19 protein-coding genes are annotated in these 17,361 nt (G+C 56.8%); 12 read left to right on the top strand and 7 right to left on the bottom strand.

Annotated elements, in window-relative coordinates:
• The first annotated feature begins 10 nt into the window (after positions 1 to 10).
• From ACR0AK_RS02495 to ACR0AK_RS02515, 5 genes are all read left to right on the top strand, one after another.
• Entirely contained in the window at positions 11 to 538 is a 528-nt protein-coding gene (locus ACR0AK_RS02495) for a hypothetical protein (protein ID WP_480792256.1), read from the top strand.
• Positions 535 to 954, top strand: coding sequence for a holo-ACP synthase (gene acpS / locus ACR0AK_RS02500; RefSeq protein WP_170561204.1), 420 nt, complete (start codon positions 535 to 537; stop codon positions 952 to 954). The genes ACR0AK_RS02495 and acpS overlap by 4 nt, the downstream gene beginning before the upstream one ends.
• A gap of 57 nt (positions 955 to 1,011) precedes the next feature.
• Positions 1,012 to 1,851 carry a signal peptidase I gene (gene lepB / locus ACR0AK_RS02505; RefSeq protein WP_480792257.1) on the top strand — a complete coding sequence of 280 codons (840 nt, stop codon included), beginning with the start codon at positions 1,012 to 1,014 and terminating at the stop codon, positions 1,849 to 1,851.
• Positions 1,848 to 2,525 carry a ribonuclease III gene (rnc, locus tag ACR0AK_RS02510; RefSeq protein ID WP_480792258.1) on the top strand — a complete coding sequence of 226 codons (678 nt, stop codon included), beginning with the start codon at positions 1,848 to 1,850 and terminating at the stop codon, positions 2,523 to 2,525. Before lepB ends, rnc begins: the two co-directional genes overlap by 4 nt.
• A 155-nt stretch (positions 2,526 to 2,680) precedes the next feature.
• A complete protein-coding gene (locus tag ACR0AK_RS02515; RefSeq protein ID WP_480792259.1) occupies positions 2,681 to 3,157 on the top strand; it encodes a hypothetical protein in 477 nt (158 codons plus the stop codon).
• 29 nt (positions 3,158 to 3,186) lie between these two features.
• Here the strand turns inward: ACR0AK_RS02515 and ACR0AK_RS02520 are convergent, their stop codons facing one another.
• Positions 3,187 to 4,563 (bottom strand): multicopper oxidase family protein, encoded by a 1,377-nt coding sequence (locus ACR0AK_RS02520; protein ID WP_480792260.1) that lies wholly within the window; start codon positions 4,561 to 4,563, stop codon positions 3,187 to 3,189.
• Between the two features lie 157 nt (positions 4,564 to 4,720).
• Between ACR0AK_RS02520 and era the strand changes: the two genes are divergently transcribed.
• The 4 genes from era (at position 4,721) to recO (ending at position 7,931) form a co-directional block, all read left to right on the top strand.
• The gene (gene era / locus ACR0AK_RS02525; RefSeq protein WP_480792261.1) at positions 4,721 to 5,629 is read left to right on the top strand and encodes a GTPase Era; all 909 of its coding nucleotides are present in this window, start codon (positions 4,721 to 4,723) and stop codon (positions 5,627 to 5,629) included.
• Entirely contained in the window at positions 5,626 to 5,955 is a 330-nt protein-coding gene (locus ACR0AK_RS02530; protein WP_480792262.1) for a DUF1491 family protein, read from the top strand. The genes era and ACR0AK_RS02530 overlap by 4 nt, the downstream gene beginning before the upstream one ends.
• Positions 5,956 to 6,226: 271 nt before the next feature.
• Positions 6,227 to 7,126, top strand: a complete 900-nt coding sequence (locus tag ACR0AK_RS02535; RefSeq protein WP_480792263.1) for a hypothetical protein — start codon at positions 6,227 to 6,229, stop codon at positions 7,124 to 7,126.
• Between the two features lie 79 nt (positions 7,127 to 7,205).
• Positions 7,206 to 7,931: a DNA repair protein RecO gene (gene recO / locus ACR0AK_RS02540; protein WP_480792264.1), complete on the top strand. Its 726-nt coding sequence runs from the start codon at positions 7,206 to 7,208 to the stop codon at positions 7,929 to 7,931.
• Here the strand turns inward: recO and ACR0AK_RS02545 are convergent.
• The 3 genes from ACR0AK_RS02545 to ACR0AK_RS02555 form a co-directional block, all read right to left on the bottom strand.
• Entirely contained in the window at positions 7,915 to 8,307 is a 393-nt protein-coding gene (locus ACR0AK_RS02545; protein ID WP_480792265.1) for an META domain-containing protein, read from the bottom strand. The genes recO and ACR0AK_RS02545 overlap by 17 nt on opposite strands.
• Positions 8,308 to 8,356: 49 nt before the next feature.
• The gene (locus tag ACR0AK_RS02550; RefSeq protein ID WP_170561195.1) at positions 8,357 to 8,911 is read right to left on the bottom strand and encodes a hypothetical protein; all 555 of its coding nucleotides are present in this window, start codon (positions 8,909 to 8,911) and stop codon (positions 8,357 to 8,359) included.
• Between the two features lie 216 nt (positions 8,912 to 9,127).
• Positions 9,128 to 10,819 (bottom strand): acyl-CoA dehydrogenase family protein, encoded by a 1,692-nt coding sequence (locus ACR0AK_RS02555; RefSeq protein ID WP_170561194.1) that lies wholly within the window; start codon positions 10,817 to 10,819, stop codon positions 9,128 to 9,130.
• 145 nt (positions 10,820 to 10,964) lie between these two features.
• On the opposite strand from ACR0AK_RS02555, the gene ACR0AK_RS02560 reads away from it, so the two are divergent.
• Positions 10,965 to 11,729, top strand: a complete 765-nt coding sequence (locus ACR0AK_RS02560) for a sulfite exporter TauE/SafE family protein (RefSeq protein ID WP_170561193.1) — start codon at positions 10,965 to 10,967, stop codon at positions 11,727 to 11,729.
• On the opposite strand, the gene ACR0AK_RS02565 is transcribed toward ACR0AK_RS02560, so the two are convergent.
• The 3 genes from ACR0AK_RS02565 to ACR0AK_RS02575 form a co-directional block, all read right to left on the bottom strand.
• Positions 11,726 to 12,268 carry a hypothetical protein gene (locus ACR0AK_RS02565; protein ID WP_368040284.1) on the bottom strand — a complete coding sequence of 181 codons (543 nt, stop codon included), beginning with the start codon at positions 12,266 to 12,268 and terminating at the stop codon, positions 11,726 to 11,728. The genes ACR0AK_RS02560 and ACR0AK_RS02565 overlap by 4 nt on opposite strands.
• Before the next feature lie 33 nt (positions 12,269 to 12,301).
• Entirely contained in the window at positions 12,302 to 12,592 is a 291-nt protein-coding gene (locus ACR0AK_RS02570; RefSeq protein ID WP_058273655.1) for a hypothetical protein, read from the bottom strand.
• 370 nt (positions 12,593 to 12,962) lie between these two features.
• Positions 12,963 to 14,561 carry a phosphoenolpyruvate carboxykinase gene (locus ACR0AK_RS02575; RefSeq protein ID WP_480792266.1) on the bottom strand — a complete coding sequence of 533 codons (1,599 nt, stop codon included), beginning with the start codon at positions 14,559 to 14,561 and terminating at the stop codon, positions 12,963 to 12,965.
• A 348-nt stretch (positions 14,562 to 14,909) separates the two neighbouring features.
• On the opposite strand from ACR0AK_RS02575, the gene ACR0AK_RS02580 reads away from it, so the two are divergent.
• Together ACR0AK_RS02580 and ACR0AK_RS02585 are read left to right on the top strand one after the other, a co-directional pair.
• The gene (locus tag ACR0AK_RS02580) at positions 14,910 to 15,614 is read left to right on the top strand and encodes a response regulator transcription factor (protein ID WP_170561191.1); all 705 of its coding nucleotides are present in this window, start codon (positions 14,910 to 14,912) and stop codon (positions 15,612 to 15,614) included.
• A 32-nt stretch (positions 15,615 to 15,646) separates the two neighbouring features.
• Entirely contained in the window at positions 15,647 to 17,359 is a 1,713-nt protein-coding gene (locus tag ACR0AK_RS02585; RefSeq protein ID WP_480792267.1) for a sensor histidine kinase, read from the top strand.
• Positions 17,360 to 17,361: the final 2 nt, after the last annotated feature.

Consider the following 17,361-nt stretch of genomic DNA (forward strand, 5'->3'; position numbering starts at 1 on the left):
GGGCAAGGGAATGAACTTCAGTCTTCTCAGATACCTAGCGGTGTTTTCAGCGGCATATCTTACCGTTAACGTGTTAGGCATTGTCGAACTGGTCTGGCTGGCTTTGTCGCTGGAATTTGAATTCAACAGATACTTGGGATCGCGGTTTTTGTTCCTCTACCCGGGGATCATTTTTGGTCAGTACATCCTGGATCAGTTCTTTGCCATGTTGATCGTCATATGCCTTGTTGTGTTTGCCATATCCGCCCTTGTGGAAGGGTATTACTACTACAATCGTAATTCCGCTGTACCATCCAATGTGAGCATGTTGTCTGGATCAGTTGCGATGGCGGTGAGTGGAATGGGGGTGATCTACTTGGCTATTCTATTGATTTACTTCATTGTTCTCGGAGACCTGTCCCTTCTCGAATTCGGGTTCGACTTTTGGGAGTATTATTGGATTGCAGCCCTAATAGTTTCTGCGTCGATCGTGTGCCGCGTTGCGTTTGGCGTCGGTCTCAGACAGGCGCAACCCGTTACAAAAGGTATTGCCAAATGATCCTCGGTATCGGCACGGATCTCGCGAATATAGACCGCATTCAGGGTACGCTCGACCGGTTCGGAGACCGGTTTCGCAACCGTGTATTCACTGAGATTGAACAGAGCAAAGCCGAACGACGCGCTGATGTCGCCGGAACCTATGCCAAACGCTGGGCTGCAAAAGAGGCATGTTCTAAGGCGTTAGGCACGGGTCTGGCTATGGGCATCGCCTGGAAGGATATGTCGGTGACCAATCTACGCACGGGTCAGCCAGTGATGCATGTCACGGGGTGGGCGGCGGATCGACTGAAAGAGATGACGCCCGAAGGGTATGAGGCCATCATCCACGTCACCCTTACCGACGATCACCCTTGGGCACAGGCATTCGTGGTGATCGAGGCGCGCCCGCTTCAAGATAGCACCACGCAGCCTTGACTTGCCCCCACCCGACCCGCATGTAGCACCCCAACAACCTAACGACCGGAGAGCAGTATGGCCGAGGAAGCCAAAACAGGTAACGCCGTGTGGGAGACGATCAAGACCATCGTATATGCCCTGCTGATCGCGGGCGTGTTCCGCACGATCCTGTTCCAGCCATTCTGGATTCCGTCGGGCTCGATGAAGCCCACCTTGTTGATCGGCGATTTCCTGTTCGTCAACAAAATGTCCTACGGGTATTCCTACGCGTCATGCCCCAGCCTGATCATCCCGAGCGTCGGCCTGAATGTTGACGCCGAAGATATCTGCGGCTGGATGCAAAGCGGCGAAAACACCCGCATCTGGGGTGGTGACCCCGAACGTGGTGACGTCATCGTTTTCCGCCACCCGGTCAGCGGCCGCGATTACATCAAGCGTCTGATCGGCCTGCCCGGGGACCGCATTCAGGTGCGGGACGGTCAGATCATCCTGAACGGCACACCGGTACAACAACAGCCTGATGGCGTGTTCACTGAAATTGCCGAACCACAAGGTTCGCAAGGTCTGCGCCCGCGCTGCGAAAATGGCCCTGTCGGCTTCGGCGGTGTCTGCGAAAAGTCGCGGATGATCGAAACCTTGCCCAACGGTGTGTCATACGAAGTGCTGAACATCGGCAATCAGGCGGCGGACAATACCGGTATCTATACGGTTCCCGAAGGCCACTACTTTTTCATGGGTGACAACCGCGACAACTCTAGCGACAGTCGCGTGCCGCAATCCGCAGGCGGCGTCGGCTATGTGCCCTACGAAGACCTGATCGGTCGGGCGGACCGTATCCTGTTCTCGTCTGCTGGCCGGTCGATGCTGTTCTTCTGGACGTGGCGCGGGGATCGCTTCTTCAAGGCGGTCAATTGAGGCCTTCTGCCGAGATAAAGGCGTTCCAGCAGCGTCTGGGGTATGAATTCGCCAACCCTGAACTGCTGGTGCGGGCGCTGACGCATGGTTCGGTGTCGTCCGCGACACGACCCGACAATCAGCGGTTGGAGTTTCTGGGTGATCGGGTTCTGGGCCTTGTCATGGCGACCGCCTTGCTGGAGGCCGACAAGAAAGCTTCGGAAGGGCAATTAGCCCCGCGGTTCAATGCGTTGGTCCGCAAAGAGGCCTGCGCCGATGTGGCCCGACAGATCGACCTTGGCGCGGTGCTGAAACTGGGCCGGTCCGAGATGCTGTCAGGTGGGCGCCGCAAACAGGCCCTGCTGGGTGACGCGATGGAGGCGGTGATCGCCGCAATCTATCGCGATGCCGGATTTGAGGCAGCCCGGGACGTCATCCTGCGACTGTGGGGAGATCGTGTCCACAACGTTGAAGCGGATGCCCGGGACGCCAAAACATCGCTTCAGGAATGGGCGCAGGCGCGCGGGCAAAAACCGCCCGCTTACGTCGAGGTCAAACGCAGCGGCCCCGATCACGCCCCGGTGTTTACGATTGCGGCTCGGTTGCAGGACGGAACTGAAGCGCAGGCAACGGCAGGGTCGAAACGTCAGGCGGAACAAGCCGCCGCGAAGGCGCTGCTGGACCAGTTGAAATAGCAACTCTCGACAGCCCGAATATGTCACAATTCTCAATCTAACTTGAGGCCTATGGCAGACCTCGGGTCGCGGGCGTATCTGAACATCATCCGCTTTGGCGCATTTCTAAGAACAAGCGAGCAAAGCGAAATGGATACAATGAGTTGAGGCATTCCATGCAAAACGCAAAACTGACTACTGTGAATATCGGCTTTCTGTTTATCGCCGGTTTCATCGCTACGATCGCCTTCGATTTCTGGGGGCAGGTTGTCAGCCCCGGCATCGGCTGGGCCAATCTATCGCCCGAAGGACTTGCGCAAAGCCTGCTGGCCAGTCTCGGCTTGCCCAGCAATGCCTTTCTTGGCTTCTTCGTGCATTTCTATCTTGTGGGCCTGATTGCCTATCCGCTGGGGTGGTTTCTTATTTTCAAACCAGTCTGGGTTAAGGTACTTGGCCCCGTTCATATGTTTGTGGCCTCGGCTATCTACGGGTTTGGCCTTTGGGTTTTTGCTTTGGGCGGTATCACGACCTTGTCCGGTCTGCCGACTTTCCTGAACTTCTCGGCGATCACATGGGTCGCACTGATCGGGCATGTTCTTTACGGGATCGTCATGGTTGCCGTCCTGCGCCTGATTGAGCGCCAGAACGGCTGAGCCAAAAAGGGGGGCGCCTGGTGCGCCCCTCATACCACTCGGATAAATCCTGTCAGCCCGGTCTTCTGGTGCTCGATGACATGACAGTGGAACGCCCAGTCGCCCGGGTTATCTGCGACAAGCGCGATCTCGGCCACCTCGTCCTTCAGCAGCAGCATCGTGTCGGTCATCAGGGGCGGCAATTTGCGCAGGTTCGACCGTAGCGGGACAAAGGCCAGCCCGTGCAGGTGGATCGGGTGCAGGTTCGGGGATTCATTTCGCAGTCGCAGGACATAGGTTTTGCCCATTTCCAGTGTTGCGAGCGGACCGACACCCTGTGTCGCGTCACCGGGCCAGGGTTTGCGGTTGATCGACCAGAAGTTATACCCCAGCGAGCCGCAGAACCCGTTGTTGGGTTCACCACCTTCGGGGGTCCAACCAAAAACAAATTCCTGCAGTTCGGCGTTGGTCAGATCGGGTTTGGAGACCGGGTTTAAAGGCAGGGGGCGCAAATCTTGCAGGCCTCGTGCAGCCGATGATCCTATCGCGCGCAGCTGCGCCATGGATCTGTGTGGCTGACCCGGCAGTTTGGCCATCAGCGCAACGCTGCGCCCTTCGTTGCCGGGCATTGCAACCGCAATATCCACGCGCTGACCTGGTCCCAACAGAAGTGGCTCATCTGCGCTTGGCATTGGAATGCTGATCTCAAGCGGATGACCATCCCACGCGATGATCCGCGCTTCGCCACCTTCAAGATGTAATTTGTAGATGCGCGTTGTGTCCGTATTCACCACTCGCAATCTTACAAGGCTGCCCGCGGTGTGATCGTAGACAGGACCTTGTATCCAATTGGCGGTTTGGACGTTGCCGAACGTTCCAGCCCGTGCTGCGCCTCGTTGAGTAAAAGCCGGCAGAAACAGACCATCATCGTCCAGCCGGAAATCACGCAAGTTGATCACTTGTTCGCTGTCAAAACCGGGGTTTTCGGGTTCGGCAATCACCATGACGCCCGTCAGGCCGTGGGCCATCTGCTCCATCGTCATACAATGCGGATGATACCAATAGGTGCCTGCATCCGGAGGCGTGAACTCGTAGTTGAAGATCTCACCTTCGCCCATTGGCATCTGGGTCAGGTACGGCACGCCGTCCATATTGTTGCCGATCCGCATCCCATGCCAGTGCATTGCGGTATACTCAGACAGCGTATTGCGCACTGGCAGTTGCATCAACTCGCCCTGTTTGCCGTACAAGACCGGTGGCGGCGCGTTCGGGGACAGGCTGACCATCCCGGTCGTCACCGTATCTCGCAGGGCAAAGCTTGCCGGTTGAATGGTTAACTCCGGCGTCCCCTGCGCCAACCCGAAACCGCCCAGACCCAGCGCGCCGGCAGTGGCCCCGCTGCCCAAAAGAAACTCGCGACGTTTCATGTCTTGCCTCATTTTCCGATGGTTGCCTGGCTGGATTTGGCGCGGCTTGGATGAGGCGTGCCACCGATTTTGCATGGCCGCAATGCGACAAATCCCTCTGGCCCGCCGGGGCTTTCTGCTATAGGGGTGCGCACTTGCAAACAGGATCGCCAGACACATGACCACACGCGCCGGATTTATCGCCCTGATCGGAGAGCCCAATGCAGGCAAATCCACCCTTCTGAACCGCATGGTCGGGGCCAAGGTCTCGATCGTGACGCATAAGGTGCAAACCACCCGCGCCCGTATTCGCGGCGTGGCGATGGAAGGCGATGCACAACTGGTCTTTGTGGACACTCCCGGTCTGTTCAAACCTCGCCGCCGTCTGGACCGCGCCATGGTTGCAGCAGCCTGGGGCGGGGCAGCAGATGCGGATGTTGTTGTGCTGATGGTCGAGGCGCATCGTGGCATTACCGAAGGGGTGGAGCGCATCCTTGAGGGTCTGGAAGAGATTGGGCAGGGTCGAAAGATTGCGCTGGCGATCAACAAGATCGACAAGGTCCAATCTGAGGTGCTGCTGGCCCTGACAAGTGACCTGAACGCACGCTACCCGTTTTCCGAAACCTTCATGATTTCCGCTGAAAAGGGTTATGGCGTTGACGATCTGCGCAAATGGCTGGCGTCAGAATTGCCCGAAGGCCCGTGGTTGTATCCCGAAGATCAGATTGCAGATTTGCCCCTGCGCATGATCGCCGCTGAAATGACTCGCGAGAAACTGACCCTGCGCCTGCACCAGGAACTGCCCTATCAGCTGACGGTCGAGACCGAAAACTGGGAAGAGCGCAAAGACGGTTCCGCCAAGATTGATCAGGTCATCTATGTCATGCGCGACGGTCACAAGGGCATCGTGCTGGGCAAACGTGGCGAGACGATCAAAGCTGTTAGTCAGGCGGCCCGGGCCGAACTGGAAGAATTCCTGGATCGCAAAATCCACCTGTTCATGCAGGTCAAGGTCCGCCCGAACTGGCTGGAAGAGTCCGAGCGTTACTCGGAAATGGGGCTGGACTTCAAAGACGGCAACGCATGACTCGCCTGACGGCCGACTTCTGGGTGCACGCCTATCTGGCGCGACTTCGTTTCCAGGAAATCCCGGCTTTTGTCGTGTCGCATGGTGATGACACGGCGGGCGCTGTTTTGGTCAAACTAAACACGCTGGACGGGCAAGCTGTTGCATTTCAGCGTAGCTTTGATCTGATGAGCGGTGAGCGCAAATGGGTCGAACTCTTATCCGGTGCTGAGGCAGATGTAGACGATGCCATCACCCGGCAACGCAGTTTTGACCCCGACCTTTGGGTGATCGAAGTTGAAGATCGGCAAGGGCGCCATTTATTGGGGGAAGAGGGGTTGGAATAGCTCTCACAGCCATCGGTTTTGACTGTCGCGTCAAGCGCGCCGGTGTTGGGTGAGACCTAGTCAAATTCATAGGTTTTGGCGGAAAACGATATACGGCTTGTTTGAGATTGTACGATTGTCGGCGCTTCGGAGTTCAGCAAATTGCCGACGCAGAGACTCTGGCTTCGATTTCATTGTCACACGCTGCAATTCCATTCACTGCATCCGTTTGATCCAGTCCAACAAAATGCTATCTGAGAATGCGTACATGGCCCTATCGAGTTGAAAAACGATGAAAACCTTTGCTCTGACCTGCTGTTCAATGTGCCTTGTTTTGGGCGTGACAGCGTCATCCGCTTTTGCGCAACAAAGGTTAGGGTGGGTATATCAAATAGACGGGTTGGCAGCCTACCAAAGTGATGCGGACCTAAGTGACGGCGGAGAGTTCTCGGCCAGCCGGGCGTTTTTGCGAACTACCGCTTTGTATAATCTGGATGGTGGAACCTCGGTTGGGCTTTCGGCAAGCATCGGCCGTTTCGACTACAACTTCAGCCAGGCGAACAACCAGCCGTGGGAGGATATCCGCGATATCAGAATCTCGGCCCCGGTACGATTTCGTGTCGGCAACACGGCCAGCGTGTTTTTGTCACCGCAGATCCGATGGGATTATCAAAGCGGCGCGGATGCATCGGACGGCAGGACTTATGGCGTTTTCGCCGGTATCGCTTGGAAGTTAAGCGAGAACCTGACCATCGGCCCCGCCTTCGGGGCGTTTTCTCAGCTCGAAGATGATGATGTCGATTTCTTTCCGGCGCTTCTGGTGGATTGGGATATCAATGATCGATGGAATCTGAATACGGGTTCGGGGATTGGTGCAACGCAGGGGCCAGGCCTGACACTCAGCTATGCGCTGAACGACACAATGACCCTAGGCCTGTCTACCAGGTCCGAGCGTATTCGGTTCCGGCTTGACGGGGATGGGTTGGCCCCGAGCGGAATAGGCGAAGACAAGAGCATTCCAGTTGTGGTTTCCTTTGGCTACAACCCTAACCCCGGTGTTTCGCTGAACGTATTCGCGGGTGCCGAATTAGATGGCCGTCTTACGCTGGATGATGCGAACGGTACGGAACTTAGCCGTCAGAGCTATGAAACAGCGCCGCTGGTTGGGGTGGCCTTTCGGGCTCGTTTCTAGGTCCAAAGGTTCTTGCGGATGCGCACGCCTTGCGATTTGTTGCATGGAAAGGGCGAGCTGTGGATGAGAGGAGCCTGATTTGGACTGGCGCGATCACGGCATCCTGCTGACCACCAGACGCCACGGCGAAACGGCGGCGATTATCGAGGTGTTCACCGAAGATCACGGTCGGCATGCCGGCGTCGTGCGCGGAGGGACAAGTCGCAAGATCGCCCCGATCCTGCAACCCGGCGCACAACTGGATGTTCTTTGGCGCGCCCGGTTGCAAGAGCATATTGGCACATTCCAGGTTGAACCCCTTCGTTCACGCGCTGCAGCGGCGTTTTCCGGGCGGATGGCGCTGGCCGGCCTGAACGCCGTGGTTGCGCTCATGTCGTTTTGTCTGCCTGAACGTGAGCCACACCCGAGCATCTACAAACAGACGGAACAGCTTATGGATCTGCTGGGGCAGGACGATATCTGGCCGCTGGCATACTTGCGCTGGGAATTGGCGTTACTTGAAGAATTGGGTTTTGGCCTGGACCTGTCGACCTGTGTGGTTACAGGGGCAACTGAAGGTTTGATTTATGTCTCACCAAAGACTGGTCGAGCCGTCAGCGCCGCTGGAGCCGGGGAATGGGCGGATAAGCTGTTGCCTCTGCCGCCGTGTTTGCGCGGTGAAGGCTTGGCACCGGACGGCGAGATTGCCGCAGGGTTAAAAACCACCGGTTACTTTTTGGAACACCACCTTGCCCCATCCTTGGGCCACAACCCCTTGCCCGAGGCGCGGGCAAGGTTTGTGGATCAGTTCACTCGGCGGCTTTGAAGACCATCTCGTGCCCGTCGTCATTGCGCAAGATCAGCACGTCGCCGGAAACTTCGGACTGTGTCATCGCAATCAACGCGGCGAAATAGAATCCTTCGGCCTCAAGTCCGGCGCAGGCTGAGCGTGTTGCGGTCAGATCCAGAATCTCAAACCATGGGTAGGGTGCATTCAGGATGCCGCTATAGCTATTGCATGGGGCGTTGCCGGCGATCTTGCCCTCTTCAGGGAACCGCAGCATGGCACTGGACTCGAAAGGCTGTCCGTCAATTTCCTGCAGCACCCAAGTCTTGTCCGCGGCGCCATAGGCGGCAATAGATTCGTCCCTGTCGCATTGAAACAGGCCAATCAAGGGCAGTGTTAGGATCAGGCGCATCATACGGGTGTCCTACTGTCTTGTTGGCGCTGAGGGAACCGGAGAGGCCAGATTAGTAGGGGATCTCACCACTGATCAGTTCGTCGCGAACTTCCAGGCGTGGCCTCCAGTTGTATCTGGTATCCTCAGATACCTGATCCCAAAACAGAGCACCGCTGTTGCGCCATGGATCAAGGATGATGCCATCTTTCATCGTGTCTCCTTTGGCGCTGATAGCGGCAGAATGGTGGATGATCCGAAAAGCGGTTGGGGGCGACGTAGCCCAGTGCACGTCCAGAGTGCGGAAGTTTTCCTGTTGCAAGCGGCGGGTCATGGCCTGCGCCCAGTCGTTGCACAAACCCTTTTCCCGAAATCCGTTGATGACCTTGGTGTTATGGATGATCGCCGGGTCGGTGACGTTCCAATCCCGCTTCAGTTGCTGTGAGTAGGAGTAAGCGATGCTGGCGGCCTTTTGCGCTTCGGCCGGATCGACTTGCGGTCCAAGATCTTCGATCGCCAGCGCAAGTTCGTCTGTCTCGCTCTGGCCCGCCACAGGGTGGGTTGCGGCGCAACCGCCCAGTATCAGGGCTGCGATCATCGCCCAAAGCGCAAAAAATAGTCGGGTCATTCTATCGTCACCATCCTTCGGCCCGGTCTGGGTCGCAGCGTGCCCTAAAGGGGTTTCCGCCAAAAGCAAAGGGGGAAGTTTTTTGTACAGGACACAGAAAGGGTCTCTTTCTTGTCACAGATCGAACGTCATGTATTTGAAGCCAGGGCGTTGAGCAAAGAAAATGACCCGGCACAAGGCCGGGTCTAGTTGGGGAAACGGGATACCTAATTCCGGTCAGCCCAGCAGACGCCGAGCAATGACCTGTGCCTGAATTTCGGCAGCCCCCTCAAAAATGTTTAGAATGCGCGCGTCACACAGAACGCGGCTGATCTTGTATTCCAGCGCGAAACCGTTGCCGCCGTGAATTTGCAGACCATTATCCGCCGCAGCCCAGGCGACACGAGCGCCCAGCAGCTTGGCCATACCGGCCTCAAGGTCGCAGCGGTGACCGTGATCTTTTTCCCATGCCGAGAAATAGGTCAGCTGTCGGGCGATCATGATCTCGACCGCCATCATGGCCAGCTTGCCGGACACGCGCGGGAAGTTGATCAGTGACTTGCCAAACTGCTTACGGTCCTGCGCGTATTGCATTGCGATATCCAGCGCGCTTTGGGCGACACCAATGGCGCGCGCAGCGGTTTGGATGCGTGCGCTTTCGAAGGTTTCCATCAGCTGTTTAAAGCCTTTGCCTTCTTCGCCGCCCAACAGGTTCTCACCTTTGACTTTGAACCCGTCAAAACCTAGTTCGTATTCTTTCATACCGCGATAGCCAAGAACTTCGATCTCGCCGCCGGTCATGCCGGGGGTAGGGAACGGGGTCTCATCTGTGCCGGGCGTCTTTTCCGCAAGGAACATAGACAGGCCGCGGTGATCGGTGGTGTCCGGGTTGGTCCGGGCCAGCAGGGTCATCACATGGGTCCGCGCCGCGTGGGTGATCCATGTCTTATTGCCGGTGATCTCATAATCACCTTCCGCGTTTTTGACCGCGCGCGTACGCAGGCTGCCAAGGTCCGAACCGGTATTGGGTTCCGTGAAGACCGCGGTCGGCAGGATCTCGGCGCTGGCCAGCTTTGGCAGCCAGTTGGCCTTTTGTTCATCGGTGCCGCCCGCGATGATCAACTCGGCCGCGATCTCGGACCGAGTGCCCAGTGAGCCTACGCCAATGTAACCACGCGACAATTCTTCGGAGACCACGCACATCGAGGCTTTGGATAAGCCAAACCCACCGAACTCTTCGGGGATGGTCAGGCCAAAGACACCCATTTCGGCCAGTTCCTCGATGACTTCCATCGGGATCAGCTCGTCTTTGAGGTGCCATTCATGGGCATAGGGTTCGACCTTTTCGACCGCATAGCGGCGGAACTGGTCGCGGATCATCTCGAGTTCTTCATCCAGGCCTGAGGCGCCGAACATAGTGGCGCCGGCCTGATCTTCCATCAGAGCCACCAGCCGTGTGCGGGCTGCCTGAGAATTGGCCTGCGCCATCAGCGTTTGAATTTCGGGGATTTGAAAGCCGGATAGGGCGTCCCAACCCAATCCCATGTCCTGAAGACGCACGAGTTCGCTCTGGTTCATCGGAATGCCGCCTGCGACCTGATGCAGGTATTCGCCAAATGCGATCTGGTGCAGCAATTGTTCGATCTCACCGAACTTGCCATCGGCCTCCAGCGCTTCGGCCCAGCGTTGCATCTGTTTCAGCGACTGTGAATATGTCGCCAGCCACGACAGGCCGTGAGCGGCTGTTTGATTGGCTTCGATCAAAGCACCAGATACCCGGCCATCAGCGGAAACCATGCCGCGAACCGACTCGCGGGCAAGCTCGAAAACTGTCTCAACGGCGGGTGCAGCCGCACGGGTCAGCGTCAGAAGATCGGGCAAAATCGCAGGTGTCGTCATCTGGGTCATATCCTGTCCGTCATGGGCCATGAATCGTGTCCTTTTTCCGTGTCGTCTGGTCATACCATGCTGCACGTGCAGCGCAACAAAAATACGTATTACGTTACGAAAAAGTTCTAATATTACTTGCGCATTTTTGCAGTGCAGCGCTCGTCAGGGATGATATCACGGGGCCATGACATTGTTTTCCTTACTGTCCCCGCAGGATCTTCTGCTGGCTCTGAGCGTTGCGTTTTTGGCAGGGTGGGTCAAAGGTATTGTCGGATTTGCCATGCCGATGGTTATGGTTTCCGGGTTGAGTGTCTTTTTGCCGCCCGAGCTGGCCATTGCAGGCCTCATCCTTCCGACGCTTGTTACCAATGTATTTCAGGCGTTGGGCCAGGGCGTTTCCGCGGCGGTGACTTCGATTAAACAATTCCGCATTTTTCTGATTGTGGGCCTGGTGTTCCTTTTGGCCGGTGCCAAGCTTGTAACATTGGTGCCGACCACGACCTTCTTGTTGATGATTGGCGTTCCGGTCACGTTCTTTGCTCTGATCCAGGTTCTGGGTGTGAAATTGGTTCTGAAAGAGCCATCGGCCCGAATTGAGGCTCTGATAGGGGCTGTCGCGGGATTTGTCGGCGGAATGTCTGGTATCTGGGGCCCGCCGACGGTGGCGTACCTGACGGCTTTAAACACACCCAAGGCGGCGCAAATGCGTGTGCAGGGGGTCATCTATGGGCTGGGCGCGATTGCCCTCGTGGTTGCCCATCTGGGGTCGGGTATCTTGCGGGCCGATACTGCGCCGTTTTCGGCTGCGCTGATTCCTCCGGCGGTGGCCGGGATGTGGGTGGGACTGCAGTTGCAGTCGAGGATCGATCAGGCGCTGTTCCGTAAAGTGACGTTGATTGTTCTGCTGGCCGCCGGATTGAATCTGCTGCGCCGCGGTCTGATGGGCTAAACCCTGCGATCCATAAATCGAAACGCGAAGTAGAGCCCCAACATCAGGAAAAACAGACCCGAGATATCGCCGATCAGATAGGCAACATACTCTATTCCTGAACTGCCAAAGCTCATATTTGTCATGGCCGATGCCAAAACCGACGTAATCACGCCTACACCCATGACGCATAACCAACAGGGTTTGCGATCAGATCTTGGAAACAAGTCCCAGCCGGCCCACTTTATTATGTAGAACACTGCCGGGACAGTTGTGACCGCTATGATGATCGCCAACAATCTGCTGGGCAAAAAGACATCCATTCCCCCTAGAAACGCGAATACGGCAAAGACACCTGGCAACAGCGCGAAGATTGCACGCCATCCCAGCAGCCACGCCGCCAGAACCCTAACCCCATGGGGCAGGAATAACAGGCTTGCCCGGCTTGGATATTCCGGAAAGAACACGTTTTGCAGCGGCATCAAAACCTCGAACGTGAGGAAAGATGCAACTACGTAAGCCAATGAGGCGATGAAGGTATCAGAGGCCCATCTGCGCACGCGGTTTAGCCATCGACGCGCAGGTTGGGGGCATCACCTGGGCGCATGTACGATATACCGCCCCCGGTTGGCGTTGCCGCTTTGGGACAGATAACCTTTTTGGACCAGCGATTTCAGCGCACGGAAAAATGTCGGGCGCGAGACGCTTTGAACAAGGGTATGCTCGATCAAACCGAACGTACGGACTTCCTGATCGGCTTTAGACAATTCTTCAGCCGCGTAGTAAATGTCACGCTCAACCGGAGAGAGTTGTTCCAGGCCAAGCGTCCGTTCCATACTCTGCATCAATTTGCGAAGTTCGGTCAGTTTCGAGATTTCCGTCATTTGTTTACCTGTCGTTTTCCCTGTCGCCTTTCGCGCTAAAGCGAAAGTTAGAAACTCGCTGAAACTGAATTTTTTCAGCACGTCTCATGTTGACACCCATCCCCGATGGATTACACTAGATATCTGATTAGGTTGCTCAAATCGCGAATGTGAGTGCGCGCTCATTGAGTGTCCCCAAGGTCTTTTTACTTCCTGCCCGGTGCGAAAGCGCCGGGCTTTTACGTCATAATGACACAGTGGAGTACTGCAATCTGCTGCAGCGGGCAATGAATTTGTATATGCAAGGTGCATTATACAACCACAAGAAGATTACCGCGCAGTTACTCGTCTGTGGGAGGAGGAAGGGGGCGAAAACCGCCCCCTTTTGATATCAACCGATTGCGACGGCTTTGATGTCATCGTCAATAAAGGGCAAATACTGCTCGAAATTCTCGGCAAACATCTGCACCAGTTTTTCAGCCTGCTTGTCAAATGCCGCCTGATCATCCCAAGTGCGGCGCGGGTCCAGCAGAACTTCGGCAACGCCGGGAACGGAGACCGGGACGTCAAAGCCAAAATTCGCATCCTTGCGGAACTCGGCGTCGCGCAACGAACCTTCCAGCGCCGCGGTCAGCAGCGCGCGGGTTGCGCGGATCGGCATCCGGCTGCCAACGCCATAAGCGCCGCCGGTCCAGCCGGTGTTCACCAGCCAACAAGTTGCACCGTGTTGAGCGATCTTGTCGCGCAGCAGATTGCCGTACTCTTCTGGGCGACGCGGCATGAACGGCGCGCCAAAGCAGGTCGAGAACGTAGGCTGAGGCTCGGTCACGCCACGCTCGGTTCCTGCGACTTTCGACGTGAAGCCAGACAGGAAGTGATACATCGCTTGTGCCGGTGTCAGTCGCGCGATCGGAGGCAGAACACCAAATGCGTCACAAGTCAGCATGATGATGTTCTTGGGATGCCCACCCAGCGCGCTGCTCGAGGCGTTCGAGATATACTCTAGCGGATAAGCGCAGCGCATGTTCGCGGTCAGCGAGTCATCCTCGAAATCCAGTTCCTTGGTTTCGGGGTCGAAGACCATGTTCTCGATCACGGTGCCGAATTTGTTGGTTGTCGCATAGATTTCCGGCTCGGCTTCCGCGTTGAGGTTGATGGTCTTGGCATAGCAACCGCCTTCGAAGTTGAAGGTGCCGCGATCCGACCAACCGTGTTCGTCATCCCCGATCAGCGTACGCGACGGGTCCGCCGACAAGGTGGTCTTGCCGGTGCCGGACAAGCCGAAGAACACCGCAGTATCCACCGGGTTGCCAACAGCGTGGTTGGCCGAGCAGTGCATCGGCATCACGCCTTTTTCCGGCAGCATGTAGTTCAGAAGGGTGAAGACGGACTTCTTGTTCTCACCTGCGTATTCCGTGCCACCGATCAGGATCAGCTTGCGGTCGAAGTTCAGCGCAATCACCGTCTCGCTGCGACAACCATGCTTGGCCGGGTCGGCCTGGAAGCTGGGGCAGTTGATGACGGTAAAGTCCGCAACGAACTCTTCCAGATCTTCGCGATCGGGACGACGCAGCAGGTGCCGGATGAACAGATTGTGCCAGGCCAGTTCGGTGACCATGCGCACGTTGATCGAATAGGCCGGATCGGCACCACCAACGAGATCTTGGACGAAATAATCGCGGCCCTTCATGTGCTCGAGCATGTCAACGTAGAGCGCGTCAAACCCCTCGGGGGTCATCTCGGCGTTGTTTTCCCACCAGATGGTGTCAACGACGCTGTCGGTTTTGACGACGTGCTTGTCCTTGGGCGAACGGCCGGTGAATTTGCCGGTGGTGACCAGAAAAGCTCCGCCATTACCAAGGGTGCCCTCGCCGCGCTTCAGCGCTTCTTCGATCAGCGCCGGTTCCATGAAGTTGTAATAGACATTTCCCAGACCCTCGATGCCCTGATCTTCGAGGCGGAATTGCGGGTTAACCCGTCCAGATGTCATGCGTTTCTTCTCCTGTGGCGGCGCGTCGGCGAATGGGCCGGGATGCGCTCTTGGGGCAGTATACCGGGAAAACCCGGCGGATAGGCGGGTCTTAACATGGTCGTTTGGGGCATGAACAGGACGGTTTGGCGCAGTTAGCGCAACCAAGTCAAAGTTTAGCGCCACCACTAATTTCCTGTAGGAAAACAAGGCACTTTTCTGCGCGCATTAACGGCTTTTTTGCCGCATCTGTGTGACAACAATCGCACGATTCGCAGATACGGATTGATTCGGGGCCATAAAAACGACAAAGATGCCTTACTAATAAGAGAAATATTGCGTGAGTGAGCAGGAATAGGGGTTAACCCGATGTCGAAGATTGCATTGGTGGACGACGACAGGAATATTCTGACGTCCGTTTCCATGACACTTGAAGCCGAAGGGTTCGAGGTCGAGACTTATAATGATGGACAGGCAGCGCTGGACGCTTTCAACAAAAAGCTGCCCGATATGGCTGTTCTGGATATCAAGATGCCGCGGATGGACGGGATGGACCTGTTGCAACGCTTGCGGCAAAAAACCCAAATGCCAGTGATTTTCCTTACATCCAAGGATGACGAGATTGATGAGGTGCTCGGCCTGCGCATGGGCGCGGACGACTACGTCAAAAAGCCTTTCTCTCAGCGTCTTCTGGTCGAACGCATCCGCGCGCTGCTGCGCCGGCAAGAGGCGACAACTGGCGATGTGACAACCGCCAACACGGGTGACGCCAAAGTAATGGAGCGCGGTGATCTGCGGATGGATCCCCTGCGCCATGCGGTCAGTTGGAAGGGCTCGGACGTTTCTTTGACCGTAACCGAGTTTCTGTTGTTGCAAGCGTTGGCTCAGCGACCGGGCTTTGTCAAAAGTCGCGATCAGCTGATGGATGTGGCCTATGATGATCAGGTCTATGTGGATGATCGAACGATCGACAGCCATATCAAGCGACTGCGCAAGAAAATGCGCGCTGCCGATCCTGAGTTTTCGGCGATCGAAACACTGTATGGAATTGGCTACAGGTACAACGAAGAATAGGCGTGGCCAAATACTAGGGGTAACCGGGTCTCGTGCGCGATACGGAACAAGCCAGCGAATTGCGGGACGGTGATGTCGTTCTGGGGGATGATTGGGTCATCCCGCAGGATCCCGAGTCGGCCGAGTTTCGGGGTGCGCGCCGCCGCCGCGGCCTCTTTGCAATGCGCGGCTCGCCGCTGGCGCGCAAGATCATCACCCTCAACCTGATCGCTTTGGTGACCTTGGTCGCTGGATTGCTGTATCTCGACGATTCCCGTGATGAACAGGTTCAACAGACGGCGCGCAACCTGATCGGGGACGCGCAGCTGGTCAGTAATGTGTTCGAAGCACAACTGCGCCAGACGGCATCTGGCTTGACGCAGGATGCCACTGTGCTGGATGTGAAAGACACGCTGGAGGGTCTCACTCTGCCCGAAGGCGGCGAGGTCTTTGTCTACGACGCGCGGGGCACTCTGATTGGATGGGCGCGCGGCGCGGCATCCGAGCAGGCGGCCCTGTTGGCTTCCGAATCCGAGATTCAAACTGGCAGTACCCTGATCAGTGACGCCTTGAACGCTGTTTGGACAGGCCTGTCACGCGTGTTCACCGGCTCTGAATCTTCTGAAGCACCTACGCTGGCGCAGCGGGTTCAGGCAATAGTTCCCGGCGCGTTGCAGGGACAGATGCAGGTGGAAGCCGTTAAGGATGACTTTGGCGAGACGGTAATCGTAGCAGCCGCCCCGATCTTGCAGGATGGTGTCGCCGTAGGGGCCGTCGCCATGGCCGGCCCCTCCGGAGAGATTGACGCCCTCGCCCGACGGGCGCAGGAACGCATCCTGCAGATGTTTATCGTCGCGCTTCTTGTGTCGATCGGACTTAGCCTTGTTCTCGCCTCAACAATCGCAAATCCGCTGGCCGATCTTGCTGCGGCCGCCGAACTGGGCAAGGACCGGGGTGCCGGGGTGAACCCCGGCCGCATCCGTATTCCCGACCTGACCGCGCGTCCCGACGAAATCGGTCTGCTCAGCCGTGCGTTGCGTGGCATGGTAACCGCGCTTTACAACCGAATTGACGCGAACGAACAATTCGCCGCTGACGTCGCGCACGAGATCAAGAACCCTTTGGCAAGCCTTCAGTCTGCCGTGGGAACGTTGCGAATGGTCAAGCGGGAGGACCAGCGCGAGAAACTGATGGGCGTAATCGAACATGACGTTCGCCGTCTGGACCGTTTGGTCAGTGATATTTCGAACGCGTCCCGACTGGATGCTGAATTGGTCAAGGAAGAAGAACAGCCATTCGATCTGTTGAAGTTGGTCGGCAATATCAGCCAGTATCTGGGTGAAGATGCACGGGCCAAGGGGATCGACTATGTAACCGATCTGCCGTCCAACCCAATCATAATAAACGGGCTGGAGGCGCGACTGGCGCAGGTCTTTGTCAATCTGATCACCAACGCGATCTCGTTCTGCGAAGAAGGCGACGCGATCCGCGTTTGGGTGCGGCGGCGCGAAAACCGGGTGCTGGTCGTGGTCGAAGACACAGGCCCAGGTATTCCGGAACAGGCGCTGACCAAAGTCTTCAAAAGGTTTTATTCGCAACGCCCTGCTGAACACTTTGGAAACAACTCCGGCCTAGGGTTGGCAATCTCAAAACAGATTGTCGAAGCACACGGCGGTGTGATCTGGGCCGAAAACATCCGCCCGACCGACGCTGATGTTACTTCGGACCCACTGGGCGCGCGCTTTGTTGTCGGGTTGCCCGTGTAAAT

Source organism: Ruegeria sp. BI12, from assembly GCF_056537985.1.